This window comes from Marinobacter subterrani, from assembly GCF_001045555.1.
Taxonomy (GTDB): Bacteria; Pseudomonadota; Gammaproteobacteria; order Pseudomonadales; family Oleiphilaceae; genus Marinobacter; species Marinobacter subterrani.
On record NZ_LFBU01000001.1, the window covers coordinates 2,947,948 to 2,962,345 of the forward strand.

At 61.8% G+C, this 14,398-nt stretch carries 9 protein-coding genes; 1 reads left to right on the forward strand and 8 read right to left on the reverse strand.

From position 1 onward, the window contains the following. Positions 1-13: 13 nt before the first annotated feature. Complete coding sequence (locus tag msub_RS13780; protein ID WP_048496537.1) at positions 14-3,769, reverse strand: DUF1631 family protein; 3,756 nt, start codon at positions 3,767-3,769, stop codon at positions 14-16. Positions 3,770-3,994: 225 nt separating this feature from the next. Between msub_RS13780 and msub_RS13785 the strand changes: the two genes are divergently transcribed. Continuing rightward, on the forward strand, positions 3,995-5,020 hold the full coding sequence (locus msub_RS13785) for an aminopeptidase (protein WP_227506812.1): 1,026 nt from the start codon (positions 3,995-3,997) through the stop codon (positions 5,018-5,020). Here the strand turns inward: msub_RS13785 and argA are convergent. The 7 genes from argA to coaBC all read right to left on the reverse strand — a co-directional run bounded on the left by argA (position 4,994) and on the right by coaBC (position 14,359). Beyond that, on the reverse strand, positions 4,994-6,301 hold the full coding sequence (gene argA, locus msub_RS13790) for an amino-acid N-acetyltransferase (protein ID WP_048496539.1): 1,308 nt from the start codon (positions 6,299-6,301) through the stop codon (positions 4,994-4,996). The genes msub_RS13785 and argA overlap by 27 nt on opposite strands. Positions 6,302-6,489: 188 nt before the next feature. Next, positions 6,490-7,659, reverse strand: coding sequence for an acetylornithine deacetylase (gene argE, locus msub_RS13795; protein WP_048496540.1), 1,170 nt, complete (start codon positions 7,657-7,659; stop codon positions 6,490-6,492). A gap of 26 nt (positions 7,660-7,685) precedes the next feature. Further along, a complete protein-coding gene (locus tag msub_RS13800) occupies positions 7,686-8,936 on the reverse strand; it encodes a hypothetical protein (RefSeq protein WP_048496541.1) in 1,251 nt (416 codons plus the stop codon). A gap of 24 nt (positions 8,937-8,960) precedes the next feature. Beyond that, the gene (gene argB, locus msub_RS13805; protein WP_048496542.1) at positions 8,961-9,857 is read right to left on the reverse strand and encodes an acetylglutamate kinase; all 897 of its coding nucleotides are present in this window, start codon (positions 9,855-9,857) and stop codon (positions 8,961-8,963) included. Positions 9,858-9,915: 58 nt separating this feature from the next. Then, the gene (locus tag msub_RS22480) at positions 9,916-12,558 is read right to left on the reverse strand and encodes a phosphomannomutase/phosphoglucomutase (RefSeq protein WP_048496543.1); all 2,643 of its coding nucleotides are present in this window, start codon (positions 12,556-12,558) and stop codon (positions 9,916-9,918) included. Between the two features lie 96 nt (positions 12,559-12,654). Further along, positions 12,655-13,116: a dUTP diphosphatase gene (gene dut / locus msub_RS13815; RefSeq protein WP_048496544.1), complete on the reverse strand. Its 462-nt coding sequence runs from the start codon at positions 13,114-13,116 to the stop codon at positions 12,655-12,657. Between the two features lie 40 nt (positions 13,117-13,156). Next, entirely contained in the window at positions 13,157-14,359 is a 1,203-nt protein-coding gene (gene coaBC, locus msub_RS13820) for a bifunctional phosphopantothenoylcysteine decarboxylase/phosphopantothenate--cysteine ligase CoaBC (protein WP_048496545.1), read from the reverse strand. Between the last annotated feature and the right edge of the window lie 39 nt (positions 14,360-14,398).

The following is a 14,398-nucleotide window of genomic DNA, read 5'->3' on the forward strand; positions in this document are numbered from 1 at the left end:
CAGCGTGCCGGAATCAGGTGAGGCTGTCGAGCAAACGGGGCTTTTCAACCACGAAGCCCTGGGCATAATCCACACCCAACTGGCGGAGCATATCCAGGACATCCCGCGACTCAACCCGGGAAGCAATCACTTCCCGGTTCATGTAATGTGCCATATCCACCATCGAGCGCACCATCGCACGGTCTGTTTCGCTGGTTAACAGCTGGCCGGTAAAGGCACTGTCGATCTTGATCAGATCCACGGGCAGTGAGCGCATCAGCTCGAACGAACTCGGGCCACTGCCAAAATTGCCCAGGCAAAACCGGCAACCCAGCTCCTTCATCTCCAGAATGAAATCGGCCACCGACTGGACATCGTTGATGGCCGAGGCCTCGGTGAGCTCGAACCACAGGCGTTCGATGGGCGCGTCCTTTTCGCTCAGCTTTTCATAGATGAATTCCAGCAGCGACTGGTCATTCATCGAGTAGCCGGACAGGTTGATGCACACTCCGCCGAACTGGCGGGGGTCCGGCGCCTGCTCCCTGAGCCAGTCCAGCATATGCCCGACCACCCAGCGGTCAACCGCCTGCATGCGGTCGTAGCGCTCGGCCATGCGAACAAAATCCCGGCCGGTTATCAGGTTGCCGTCATCATCGTACATGCTGATCAGCACTTCGTACTGGGCCGCCATGGACGCTTTGGCGTGCAGCGGGATGATTTTCTGGCACCGCAGGAGCATGCGCTCTTCATTCAGGTTGCTGAGGCTTGCCACCTTGGCGGCGATCTGCTCTTGGCGGGCCTCATCCTCGGCGCCCAGGGCATATTCCGACATCCTGCCATGGCCCTGCTGCCGGGACGTGGCCAGCGCCTGTTCCGAGGCCCTCAGCCAGCGCTCGGCACTGACCAGTGCCGGCAGTGTCGGCACCACACCGACATTGGCAGAAAGCCGGTAAGACCGGCCGCCGAAGGCAAACTCGGCTGCCTCGACCGCCCGAATGATGGTTTTCGCCGTCTCAGTGGCACTCTCCGAGGCCACCAGCATGGCAAACTCGTTGCCGGCAAGCCGGGCAATCGGCATTCCGTCAGCCACATGGCTGCGCAGAATATCCGCGATCCGCTTCAGGGTTTCATCACCGGCCTGGTAACCAGCGGTGTCGTTCAGCAGGCGGAACCGGCGAAGATCCAGCCTCACCAGGGAGCGCTCGTCTTCCCGCCGGGCCAGTTGCTGGTCCAGCATGCGCTCGAATTCACGGCGGCCCAGAAGCCCGGTCAGCTCGTCATGGGTGGAAGCCCAGGACAGCTGGTCATAGACCTTGCGAACCATCCGGTCGATACTCTCATCCACCAGCGGCCGCTCGTACTGGCTGTCCGGCACAATAATGCCTTTGCGCATATGCCGGGCCAAGGCTTCAAGCTCCAGCTCCACCACCCGCATCCCCTGATGGTTCACAAACACAAAACGGCTGAACCCCCGGGCGACCCACACCAGCCGGATATACTGCGGCTCTTCCGGTTTTTCCTGATCCCGGAGCCAGTCCCCGGTGCGCAGTTGCTGGGCCCGGTTGATCCAGCGCTGGAGGCTGCGCTGTTCGCGCTCAGACATCGTTTTGCTGCCGGCCGGCTCCGGCGTTGCCGGCGGCATTTCCACCAGCTCGGACGGTTTGTCCGGGCTGCGAACCAGAAACTGCTTGAGCTCGTCGCGGATCTGCGAGGACGGCATATGATTGCTGGAAATGGAGGCAAGGCCCTCCTGGATTACCCGCAACAGCTCCGGCAGGTTGATGGCACCGTCCGGATCGGCGGCAAAGGCAAGCAGGGAGTCGATCACCGCCAGGTAGTCCTGCCAGAGCTGGCTGTCCGGGCCCTGCCGAATCCAGGTCAGCGACAGCAAATCCCGCCAGCCACCGTCCAGCAGGCTCAGTACCGCCTTTGGCACCTTGCGGCCCGCCAGTTTCTGATCCAGCACATCGGCCACGGCCTTCTTCGATTCCGCCACTTTCTGGGCACCCTCGGCCGCCGCGGTCACCCGTTCGACGTTCCTGCGATACACCAGGTTCTGGCGGTCAATCAGGGTGTCGAGCTCATGAACCGTCTGCTCGAACACACCGGTGTCCTGCTCGAAATCGGTGGTAATACGCTGAACCAGCTCGTCCACCCGGCGCTGGACCACAGGATTGATCCGGCCGCCCTTGACCCCCAACTGGGCCAGGCGGTTCATCACGCCACGAACCGGGCTGTCCTGGTCGTCGAAAAACGCCGGATCCCGCATGACCACCTTGAGCACCGGGACTTCAAGTTGCCGCATACGTTGCTGGGCGTAGTCACTGAGCTTCGGGCTTTCCACCACTGACCGGAAAAACCGGTCCACCACATCCAGGGTGCCCTGCTGTTCCTCGTTCAGTCGACTGTCACCGCTTTCCTTCACCTTCTCGACAACCCTTTCCCTGAGCGGCACCGGTTCTTCGCCGGCAGCCACCGGCTGCACCTGCAACTGCTGCAGTTCACGCTGCAGTTCGCCAGCAGAAAGCGGGCGGGCGTTGGGCGGAAAGGCCAGGGGCTCGGGATCGCCCCGCGCCACACGGCTTGCGGTCAGGGTATTAAGCAGGTTCCGTACCGTTGCAAACGCCGTCTGGGCTGCCTGGGCATAACCCCGGAACTCGCCACCGAGCAGGCCGGGTTTGCTGCGGCTGGAGCCTGCCATGGCGCCAGCCGTGTCAGGCTTCGTTGCCGCCGGTGCCGGCGCCGCTTCGGCCTGCGGTTCCGGCTTGGCGGCCGGTTCTGCTTCCGGCTTTGCGCTGGCCTGTTCAGTCAGGTACTTGCTCAGATCCAGATCCGGCAGCACGCCATGGCGAATGAGGATGTTGTTCAGTTCCTTGTAAAGCGCGCCAAGCTGTTGCAAGACCGCTTGCTCAAAGACCTTCAGGCAGACCTTCTCCACCTCCCGGGATGCCTTGAGCTGATTCAGACCACTGTGGAACGCCTCACACACCAGTGCCGGCCCGAGGGGGTTGTGATGCCCGGTGGCATTGGCAACGCCCAGATTGTCGAGACGCAGCTTGAGCTGAAGCAGATCGCCCCGGTACTGGGTATCAGCCTTGGTGACCATCACCCGGATGGTCAGCCAGTCTTCAAACTCCCCCTTGTCGACCACCGACAGCTCGGAGCCGGGGAAACCTTTGGGAGCCGGCTTCAGCGGCGATTCCAGGCTGCGCGCCATCTGGTGCCAGATAACCCGCTGGCGGGCCAGGAGTTGACCTGAGGCATCCATGTATTCGTTCGCCTGCTGATCACTGGAGGCCTTCTGGGCGGCGAGCTTGAGGCCCGCCACCATCTGTACGAAACAGGCATCCATGAGCGGCTCAATGTACTGGGTCACCGCTTTGGCAGACTGATGCAGGACAAACTGGACCCGGTCACTGGGCGCGCGCAGGGACGACCGGTCCTGGTTTCGGGAACTGCTGCACTGCTGCAGCATGGCATCCACCGCGGCCGGACTCGGCCGGGTGAAGTTTACTCCCATCGCTCCGTCGATACGCCGGACGACAGCAACATGCAGTTCATGGCGGCGGGCACCGTCCAGGCCCCGGAAGCGCACGATCAGCTCCGGCGGGGTGCCGGCGGCAAAGGCCCGGTCAAGTTTTCGGGAGGTTTCACCGGAATAGCGCACGAACAGGCCTTCCGGGCAAAAGTCGGCAATCTGGCACGGCCAGGTCTCGCCGGTTCCCAGGTCAATCTGGGCGGCAAGCTTGATGGGTTGGCGGGGGCTGCTACGACGTTCTCTCGGATCCATGAACTACCTGATATCTCGCAAAGCCGGCGTAGTCGCCGGACACACTGCCCGCCACCGACTCACGTCCCTGAAACGGTGGCAAATGCCACCTGCTGCTATGGGAATCATGACTCTATCCATGATTGTACTATAGTGGCCAGACCCCCACGGGCAAACCAACACACTATAACACCCTGACCCATGAAACAGCTTAGTCAGATCTATCTACTTTTGCTACTGGTAACAATGCTTAACGGGTGTACGACCATTGGCTACTATTCACAGGCAATAAGCGGTCACCTGTCCCTTATGACCTCAGGCCGGCCGGTGAGTTCGGCCATCGCTGATGAAAGCACACCAAAGCAACTCCGGGACAGCCTTGTGGTATCCCGCCAGGCCCGTAAATTTGCCGCCCGGCGGCTTGCGCTGCCGGTGGGCGAGGCCTTTCGCGAGTACGTGGATCTTGACCGCCCCTGGGTTGTGGTCAACCTGGTGGCCGCACCGGAATTCTCACTGCAGCCCCACCGCTGGTGCTACCCGGTCCTCGGCTGCCAGGCCTACCGGGGCTACTTCAGCCTTGAGGATGCCAAGAGGGAACAGGCCCTGTTTCGCGCCCGGGGCTTCGACACCTTTATCGGAGGGGTAACCGCCTACTCAACCCTGGGCTGGTTCGATGACCCCCTTCACACGGGATTTACCACGTTACCGGAAGACCGGATGGTTGCCCTGATGTTCCATGAACTCGCCCACCGGGTGGTCTATATTTCCGACGACACGGCCTTCAACGAGAGCTTCGCAACCGCCGTCGAACTGGAAGGCTTGAGGCTCTGGTTATCCGCACAGGGCAAACCAGGGCAGTTTCAACGAGCACTGGAGCGCCTTGCCCGCCGGAACCAGACCCAGGCCCTGGTGGCGGATTTCACCGACCGGCTGGAAGCCCTCTACCAACAACAAGGCACCGTGCCGGACGACCGGCTTCGCGCCCGCAAGGCCAACCTGCTCAACCATCTGGCGCAGGCCTACCGGCAACTCTCCGTCAACTGGTCCGGACCGGGCCCCTTCGGACCGCCACCGGTCACCCTGAACAATGCCAACCTGGCACTGTTCAGGCAGTACAACCAGCACGTACCGGCTTTCCGACAGCTACTCCGTGACAATGACAACGACTTTTCCGCCTTCTACCACGCGGTCCGCGAGCTGGCAGAGCAACCGGAGTCCCAAAGATCTGAGCGCCTGACTGCCCTGTCAGAGCGGTTTGACGAACACCTTTGAGTTGCGCTGGGTGTTGTATGAGGCCAGCTTGGGCCCGGGGAGCGCCTGCACGCTCGAGGGCTGAAAGCCCCGCTCGCGGAACCAGTGTTCGGTCTGGGTAGTGAGTACAAACAGTTTCTGGAGGCCCTGGCCCCGGGCCAGTTTCTCGACCATGGCCAGGATCTCATCGCCCCGGCCCGCACGCCTATAGGACGGGTCCACCGCGAAACAGGAAAGCTCTCCCGCGCTCTCATCCGGGTAGCTGTAGAGTGCGGCGCAACCCACAATCGTGCCATCACGCTCCGCTACCACGAAACGGTCGATTTCAGTCTCCAGCATCTCCCGCGACCGGCGCACCAGGATACCCTGCTCCTCCAGCGGCTGAATCAGCTCCAGCACACCGCCAATATCCTCAACCCGGGCCTGGCGGATCTGCTCGTAGTGATCGCCACTGACCAGGGTGCCGGAGCCATCCCGGGTGAAGAGCTCCTCGAGCATCGCACCGTCGTCGACATAGCTGATGATGTGCGCCCGGCGCACCCCTTTTACACAGGCATCACAGGCTGCTTTCAGCAGGTCTGCGTCATGACCGGTGACCACACCGGCCGCGAGCCGCTCGGACGCCTGGCGCGCTGAAAGCTCCCGGATCAGGCTGCCATCCTCATCCAGCAGGCCGGGGTCATCGATGAACACAATCAGTTTTTCCGCCTGCAGCGCCGCTGCCACCTGGCTGCCCACATCCTCGTACGACAGGTTGAAGGCATCCCCGGTTGGCGAATACCCCATGGGCGGCAGAAGCACAATGTGACCGGTCTCCAGCAGCTTCTCGATGCCAGCCACGTCGACCCGGCGAACCTTGCCGGTGTAGCCGAAATCAACACCGTCCAGCACCCCAACCGGCCTGGCCGCCACATAGTTGCCACTGCTGACCCGAATACGGGCGTTGTGCATGGGCGAGTTCACCAGCCCCATGGACAACTGGCTCTCGAGGTACGCCCTCAGACCGCCAATGGCCTCCATCACCATGGCAAGCTGGTCTTCCGGGGTTATCCGCAGGCTTCGGGAAAACGACGATTGCACGCCCGCACTGTCCAGGCGCGCCTGGATCTGCGGGCGGGCACCAAAGGCAACCACCAGTCGCACACCAAGACTGCTCAGCAGTGCAATGTCATGGATGATGTTGATGAAATTGCCGTGTTCTATGGCATCCCCCGGAATGGTCAGCACCACCGTGCGCCCGCGGTGGGCGTTGATGTAGGGGGATGAGTGGCGAAATCCATGCAGCCAGTCGTTTGATTTCAATTCGAATACTCCAAGCTTTTTTCTTTACGCGGCCTGCAATTAAGTCGGACGAACACTGTCGGGAGCCCTCTCCAAAACCGTGGAGCGCCAGGGATGGCGCGACCGAGCCCTACAGGGATGTATTTACGGGCGTGTTTTGGAGAGGGCTCCCGACAGTGTTCAGCCCCCTATTTGACCCGGACTCCGGCCTAAAGGCAAAACTGCCGGATAAGCCCGCGCAATATTTTAACCGTTGGCTCCAACTGGCACAGCTCGATAAATTCATCCGGCTGGTGCGCCTGATCGATGGATCCGGGGCCCATAACCAGGGTTTCGAGACCAAGTTTTTGCAGCCAGGGAGCTTCCGTGGCGAACGCAACGGCGTGGGCGGTATGCCCGGTCAACTTTTCGCAGGCTTTGACCAGCGCCGCATCGGCTGGAGTTTCGAACGGAGGAACGCCGTCAAAGAGCGGTTCGAATTCCAGGGACAGTTCCCGGCGTTCTGCGATCGGCTGGACCTTGCTCAGGATGGCCTGGCGCAGGGTTTCCATGTTCATGCCGGGCAACGGGCGCAAGTCGAAGTGCAGCTCGCACTGGGCACAGATGCGATTGGGATTGTCACCGCCGTGGATACAGCCCAGATTCAGGGTCGGTACCTGCACCTCAAAATTCGGGTTCCGGTACTGTGCCTGCCAGGCTGACCGGAGCGCCAGCAACTCGGTGAGCGCTTCGTGCATGCCTTCCATGGCATTGCGGCCCAGGGCCGGATTGGAGGAATGGCCAGACTGGCCCTCAAACTTGAGGCGCTCCATCATGATGCCCTTGTGCATGCGCACCGGCTTCAGGCTGGTGGGTTCACCGATCACCGCGTAGCGGGCCTTGGGCTTGCCAGCCTCGGCCAGCGCCCGGGCACCATCCATGGAACTCTCTTCGTCGGCGGTGGCCAGGATGATCAGGGGCTGCTTCAGGTCCTCGCCGACAAAGGCCCTGGCCGCTTCTATAGCGAGCGGGAAGAAGCCCTTCATGTCGCAGGTGCCCAGCCCGTACCAGCGGTTATCCCGCTCGGTCAGGGTGAAGGGGTCACTCTGCCAGCGCTGGTCGTCGAAAGGCACGGTGTCCGTGTGGCCAGACAGCACCAGACCGCCGGGGCCACTGCCCAGGGTGGCAATCAGGTTGAACTTGCCGGGCATGCCCGGTAATTCCAGGATTTCCACCGAGAACCCCAGGGCTTCCAGCCACTCCGCCAGGGTTCGCACCACCGGCTCGTTGCTGTGATCCCATTCGGCCGAAGCGCTGCTGATGGACGGCATGGAGACGAGCCGCGCCAGCATGTCACGGATGCCCGGCACCACGGTGGTCTTGCTATCGGACTGCGACATAGTTTCCTCTCAGATTCCGGATGGAATCATTGTGCGCGGCCGCGCCGCCACACTTCAAAGTTGGTAATGGCCCGGGTCATCATCGGGTAGGCCACTTCGCCGCCGGCAACTACCCGCGCCACCTCCAGTTCGTTATCGCTGACACTCACCAGGCGACCTTCCACGACATTTTCGTTGGAGAGTGTCACCCTGACCCTGTGATCAATCCACTGGCCGGCAGCCGCCAGATCGGCCGGATGCCAGCCTTCAACATTCGGGACCTCCCTGGGCACGACCGGTTCCACGGCAATATCCGGCGTCTCCGGAATCACCGGTTTGGCTTTGCTGAGGTAGACATCGGGGACACGGGCGCCGTTATAGGTCACCGACCAACCGGGATCGGCCCGCCCCGTCCCGTCGGCTGTGACCGGAATGCCAAACAGCGGTTGTTCGGGCTGAAGACTGACGGTGAGCTCACCGCCTTCGAGCAACCACTGCCGGTACAGGGCCTTGAGTTGATCACTCGGCTCGAGCCCCCGGGCCCTGAGACCAGCCACCAGCGCATCCAGCGAGCGCCTGGCCCATTCACCGGGCTCAACGCCCGCCTCACGGGCGCAGTAGGCGGTGATACGGCGCATCAGGCCAGCATCCCTGAGGGTCAACTGCAATGGCTCTGAGCCGACTGGCACCTGGATTTCCGAGTCCTGGAAACGGACTCTGGCCGCTGGCCAGTCCAGCTCCAGACTGCCCGTACTGATGGTGTTCAGCTCGGCATGGAGGCCTTCCGGCGTCTGACGGAGAAACGCCTCCCCCGCCAGGGCCGTGATTCCCATCCGGATCAGATCGCCGCTACCAAGCTGCTGACGCGGGTCCGGCGCGCAGGAAAGCAGAAACAGGGCCTGCTCGCCTTCGATGTTGGCACCCTCGGCGGTCACCCAGTTACGCAACATTGTCGGGTCGAGGGTCAGGCTGAGCCCCTCCAGTCGCAGCGTCCACCGGGCCGGCAGGCTGGAGGGGTTCGCCAGACTTGCCAGCAAGCTGATTGGCGACCCGGCGTCAAACTCGGCCCGGGCGATGTTCACGGGCTGGGTCAGCTCAAAATCCTGCCAGCTGGCCCCGTTAAGAACCAGGCGACCTTCAACCCCGGAACTGATGTTACCCCGGTGCAGCACGCCATACTCTTCCAGGGCCTGGCGGGCGTCCGCCAATCGCTGGTCTGCCAGCCACCAGAGGCCTGCCTTGAACGTGGCCAGGGCGACCAGAACCAGTACTACCAGCGTCGTTAACAGGCGCTTCATCCGGGAACTCCCAGTCAGGGGCCGTCAGTTACGGGAAATCAGGGTGCCGACACCCTCATCGGTGAATATCTCCAGCAGGCAGGCATGGGCAACCCGGCCATCGATAATATGGGCGGTGCGCACGCCATTCTCCACGGCACTGAGGGCACAGCGGATTTTCGGCAGCATGCCACCGTGGATGGTGCCATCCTCAATCAGATCGTTGACCTGCTTGGCCGTCAGGCCGGTCAGCACCTTATCCTCCTTGCTCTTCAACCCGGCCACATTGGTAAGCAGAATCAGTTTTTCGGCCTTCATGGCTTCGGCCACCTTGCCCGCCACCAGGTCCGCATTGATGTTGTAGGAGGCGCCGTCCGGGCCCACGCCGATGGGCGCAATCACGGGAATCAGATTGCTGCGGGTCAGCATGTCAATAACGTCCACATTGACACTGGCGACCTCGCCCACATGGCCGATGTCGATGATTTCCGGCCGCTCCAGCTCCGGAGAACGGTTGACCACCTCAAGTTTGCGGGCCCGGATCAGATTGGCGTCCTTTCCGGTAAGCCCTACTGCCATGCCACCGTGGGAGTTGATGAGCGAGACGATCTCTTTGTTGACCTGGCCCCCGAGTACCATTTCCACCACGTCCATCGTCTCGGCATCGGTGACCCGCATGCCGTTGACGAAGCGCGACTGGATGTTCAGCCGTTCCAGCAGCTCGCCGATCTGGGGACCGCCACCGTGCACCACAATCGGGTTGATACCCACCAGCTTCATCAGGACCACGTCGCGGGCAAAACTGCTCTTCAGATCCTCGTTCTCCATGGCATTGCCGCCGTATTTGATCACCACGGTCTTGCCGGTAAACCTTTGAATATAAGGCAAGCCCCGGCTGAGCACCGAAGCCACCTGCATTGCTGTTTCACGATCCAGCGCCATGTTTATGCCTTACTAATCCTGAGTTAAAACCACCAGCGGAATCCGCTGCCAATCCTGTTCAGAAGTCCGCCACCAGATCCGGCGCCGCCTTCTTCAACTGATCCCGGAACACCGCCTTGATACGCTCCAGGGCCTCTTGCGTTTCTGCCTCAAACCGAAGCACCAGCACCGGCGTGGTGTTGGACGCCCTGCACAGGCCCCAGCCATCGGCGTAATCCACCCGAACACCATCAATAGTGCTGATGTTTCCGTCGCCAAAGTCTCCGGCCTCGGCCAGTCGCGCAATGATGTCGAACTTGGTGCCTTCCGTCACCTCGACGTTCAGCTCGGGAGTACTGATGTCTTCCGGGAAATCCTCGAAGACCTCGTCACTGTGACGGTCTTCGATACCCAGAATTTCCAGCAGGCGGGCGGCGGCGTAGAGGCCGTCATCAAAGCCGTACCAGCGCTCCCGGAAAAAGATATGCCCGCTCATTTCGCCGGCCAGCAGGGCACCGGTTTCCTTCATTTTTGCCTTCATCAGGGAGTGGCCGGTTTTCCACATGATTGGCCGGCCGCCGGCTTCGGAAATCACACCCGCCAACTTTCGGCTGCACTTCACATCGTAGAGAACGTCGGCACCGGGGTTCCGGGACACGACGTCCCGGGCAAACAGCATCATCAGGCGATCAGGCCAGATAATCTTGCCGGAGTTGGTCACTACACCGAGGCGGTCGCCATCGCCATCGAAGGCCAGCCCGATATCGGCTCCCTCCGATTTCACCCGCGCGATCAGATCTGCAAGGTTCTCCGGCTTGCCGGGATCGGGATGGTGGTTCGGGAAGTCCCCGTCTACCTCGCAGTACAGAGGAATGACTTCGCAGCCCAGCTCTTCAATCAGCATGGGCCCGAGCTCACCGGCGATACCGTTGCCGGCATCCACCACGACCTTCAGCGGCGCGGCTACCGCGATATCACCAACGATCCGGTCCAGATAGGCACGGCGCACATCCTCGGACGACTGGCTGCCCTGCCCCATGGCGAAATCACCGGTCTGAACCCGCTGGTACAGCTTCTGTATGGCCTCGCCTGACAGGGTTTCACCGCCCAGCATGATCTTCAGACCGTTGTAGTTGGCCGGATTATGGCTTCCGGTCACCATCACGCCAGAGCCGGTCTGCAGCTCGTGGGTGGCAAAATAAAGCACCGGCGTGGGCACGGCGCCCACCTGGATCACGTTGCAGCCGGTGGCCATCACGCCCCGGGCAAGCGAGCCAGCCAGCTCCGGGCTGGAATGGCGGCCATCGTAACCGATGCACAGGCTGCCGACCCCGCGCGCGAGGGCCTCCGAACCGATGGCCCGACCAATCACCTGAACAATGTCCGGGGTCAGGGTTTCACCCACAACCCCCCGGATGTCATAGGCCCGGAAGATATCCCGGGACAGTTCCACCTGGGGCATAGCCACTTCGTCAACCTCCGGGGCGCCACCGGAGCCAAAGACCGTATCGTCGCCGCTACCAAAGCCCAGAACATCTTCATCGCCATCCAGCATGTCGATGTCGGGCATATCCTTGCTCTGAAAAAGCGGCTCCTCGGCGTCGTGGGAGGCGCCAGCGACGGGTTTGCCGGTACTGGCCGGCTTCGGCTTGGCGCTCTCACCGGCTTTTGCAACTCGCTTCTCGACCACCTGGGACAACCGGTACAGCACCTCGCCGGTCGAAGCGACCATGTCCCAGCGAAAGGCCGGCAATTTGGCCCGTTCGCCGCCAAACACCTTGTGGGCCCACTGAATCAGCGCCGTCACATCCTGGCGCAGCCCTTTCTGGGCACCGCCAAGCAGAACCCAGACAGCAATCGCAGCAATCAGAACCGGGATACCGACAAGCAGCGCGATCATCACAATATCAACCGGGGCGACCGCTACTCTGGCCGGCGTATAGGTGACTGTCCAGGCCGGGTTAAGGAGCGTTCGGGATTCGGCATTACCGGATCCGCTGCCCTTGCTGGCCACAGTCCGGGAGGCTCCCTGGACGGTCTGGACCAGCGCGAGCTGGCCACCAAGGCTGGAATTGACCACCTGCAACAGCGGCTGAAGCTGCGCAGTGTCAAAAATCATCAGCAGGCTACCGACCACGGCATTGCTTGCCGGGTTACGAACCGGGGCCGCCATCTGCACAAGCCACTTGTTATCCAGAGGAAAGGCATCGGGATACAGCTGTTGCCCGGTCTCCGCGCGCCGGGCCAGTTCCAGGCCGGAGAAGCCCAGGGCCGCCTCTCCGCTCGCCGTGCGGGGAACCTCGCCATAGGGGAACAGGTGCACGGCCACGACACCGGGCAGGGAACGCGCCAGTTGGGCTTCCACAGCCGGTATCTCGCTGGTATTGCCAAACGCCTGGGTCACATAGGGTTGCGTGGCGAGGCCATCGACACTGTTCTGGACCTGCTCGAAGTACTGATTCAGGCGCAGGGCAGCGGCATCTGCTTCCAGGGCTTTCAGTGAGGCCAGGCGCTCGGTGGCCGCCGGCTGCACAACCAGAAACTGAAGCAGCACAACCGCCACAGCACCGGCCAGAAGAACCACCAGCGACTGGCCCACAGCTATGGAGTTCAGTCGCTTGAGCTTTGGGCCAGCCGCTTTACCCTTGTCCTTACTGGTTGCTTTCTTTGCCGGCTTTTCATCAACGGACGCGTCGGCAGTCTTCTTTTTACCCAGCTTCATAGTCCATCCTGCAGTTGTATTTTTTTTGGTCTTGGACAAGCGGTTATCCGCGAAGTATAGACACCGGCACAGGGTTTTGCGTGGCCGGCAGCGCAATCATTGGCTTCCTGTGGAGCCGAAACCGCCCTCACCCCGGGCGCTGGTGTCAAACTCGGTAACCACTTCGAAATGGGCCTGGACTACCGGCACCAGCACCAGTTGGGCCAGCCGCTCACCGATATCCACGGTAAAGCTGGTGCGCCCCCGGTTCCAGCAGGACACCATCAGCTCGCCCTGGTAATCCGAATCAATCAGCCCTACCAGGTTACCCAACACAATGCCGTGCTTGTGACCGAGCCCGCTGCGGGGCAGGATCATGGCTGCCAGAGACGGGTCGGCAATGTGAATCGACAGGCCGGTTCCTATCAGCCGCGTATCGCCCGGCTCCAGGGTCAGCGGCTCATCGAGGCAGGCCCGGAGGTCAAGGCCGGCAGAGCCTTCGGTGGCATATTCGGGAAAGGGAATCTGGTTGCCGATACGGTCATCCAGAATGCGTACCTGAAGATTTTTCCTGGTCATGAAAGATCCTGTTGGTTAAGAGGGCTTGCCCGACACGGCTTCAGTCAGCCATTTTGCCAAGCTGGTCGCCAATCATCGCCACAAGCCGCCGGGCGATGCTGGCTTTGCTGTCTGGTCCGATCGACTCCTGACCGCCGGGCCAGAACACGGTGACCGCGTTATTTTCACTGTTGAAACCCAGCCCGGGGGCCGACACATCGTTGGCCACGATCATGTTGAGCTTCTTGCGCTGCATTTTATCGGTGGCATAACGGGCCACCTCGGTTGTTTCGGCGGCAAAGCCGACGGTGAAGGGCGCATCGGCTCGCCCGGCAATGGTCGCCAGAGTGTCCGGGTTGCGCACCAGCGACAGTGACATGGCTTCACTGGATTTCTTGATTTTGTCGCCGGCGCAGGTGTCCGGCCGGTAGTCGGCCACCGCTGCGGTAGCGATAAACAGATCACAGCCCTCATCCACCGCGGCGCTGGCGGCCTTTAACATGTCCTCCGCGGTTAACACCGGGCGTACCTCAACCCCGGAAGGGGCCGGAAGGCTGACCGGGCCACTGACCAGAACTACATGGGCGCCCGCCGCCCGGGCTGCACCGGCCAGGGCGTAACCCATTTTCCCGGAACTGTGGTTACTGATGTACCGAACCGGATCAATCGGTTCCCGGGTCGGTCCTGCGGTAATCACCACCCGCTTGCCCGTCAGCGATGTGGGAGTCGATCCCTGGTCCAGCAACCTGAGGATCGACTCCGGCTCCAGCATCCGGCCCGGGCCGGTATCGCCGCAGGCCTGGGCACCCTGATCCGGCCCCCACAATTCGACCTGCGGGTCCTCCTCGAGCAACCGGATGTTTCTCTGGGTGCGGGCATTGCCCCACATGGCCTGATTCATCGCCGGCACCACAGCAATCGGTGCCACTGTTGCACAACACACGGTGGTGAGCAGGTCATCGGCCATACCCTGGGCCAGCCGGGCAATGAAGTCTGCGGATGCGGGAGCAATAATCACCTGATCGGCCCACTTCGCCAGCTCGATATGGCCCATGCCCGCTTCCGCTTCGGGGTCCAGCAGGGAAGTCCGTACCGGCTCGCCGCTAAGGGCCTGGAAGGTCAGCGGTGTTACAAAGGCTTCCGCCCCCCGGGTCATCACCACTCTGACCTCGTGGCCGGCCTTTTTCAGCAGGCGCACCAGTTCGGCACTCTTGTAGGCGGCAATACCACCGGTTACTCCCAGAAGAATTCGTCTGGCGGCCATAAAGGCTCCGTTTCCACATAAAAAGAAAGGCTTATAAGA

What these genes read in the sequence shown, in the direction of transcription:
- msub_RS13780 (WP_048496537.1), bottom strand. Translation starts at nt 3,769, where the DNA reads ATGGATCCGAGAGAACGTCGTAGCAGCCCCCGCCAACCCATCAAGCTT.
- msub_RS13785 (WP_227506812.1), top strand. Translation starts at nt 3,995, where the DNA reads ATGCTTAACGGGTGTACGACCATTGGCTACTATTCACAGGCAATAAGC.
- argE (WP_048496540.1), bottom strand. Translation starts at nt 7,659, where the DNA reads ATGTCGCAGTCCGATAGCAAGACCACCGTGGTGCCGGGCATCCGTGAC.
- msub_RS13800 (WP_048496541.1), bottom strand. Translation starts at nt 8,936, where the DNA reads ATGAAGCGCCTGTTAACGACGCTGGTAGTACTGGTTCTGGTCGCCCTG.
- argB (WP_048496542.1), bottom strand. Translation starts at nt 9,857, where the DNA reads ATGGCGCTGGATCGTGAAACAGCAATGCAGGTGGCTTCGGTGCTCAGC.
- msub_RS22480 (WP_048496543.1), bottom strand. Translation starts at nt 12,558, where the DNA reads ATGAAGCTGGGTAAAAAGAAGACTGCCGACGCGTCCGTTGATGAAAAG.
- dut (WP_048496544.1), bottom strand. Translation starts at nt 13,116, where the DNA reads ATGACCAGGAAAAATCTTCAGGTACGCATTCTGGATGACCGTATCGGC.
- coaBC (WP_048496545.1), bottom strand. Translation starts at nt 14,359, where the DNA reads ATGGCCGCCAGACGAATTCTTCTGGGAGTAACCGGTGGTATTGCCGCC.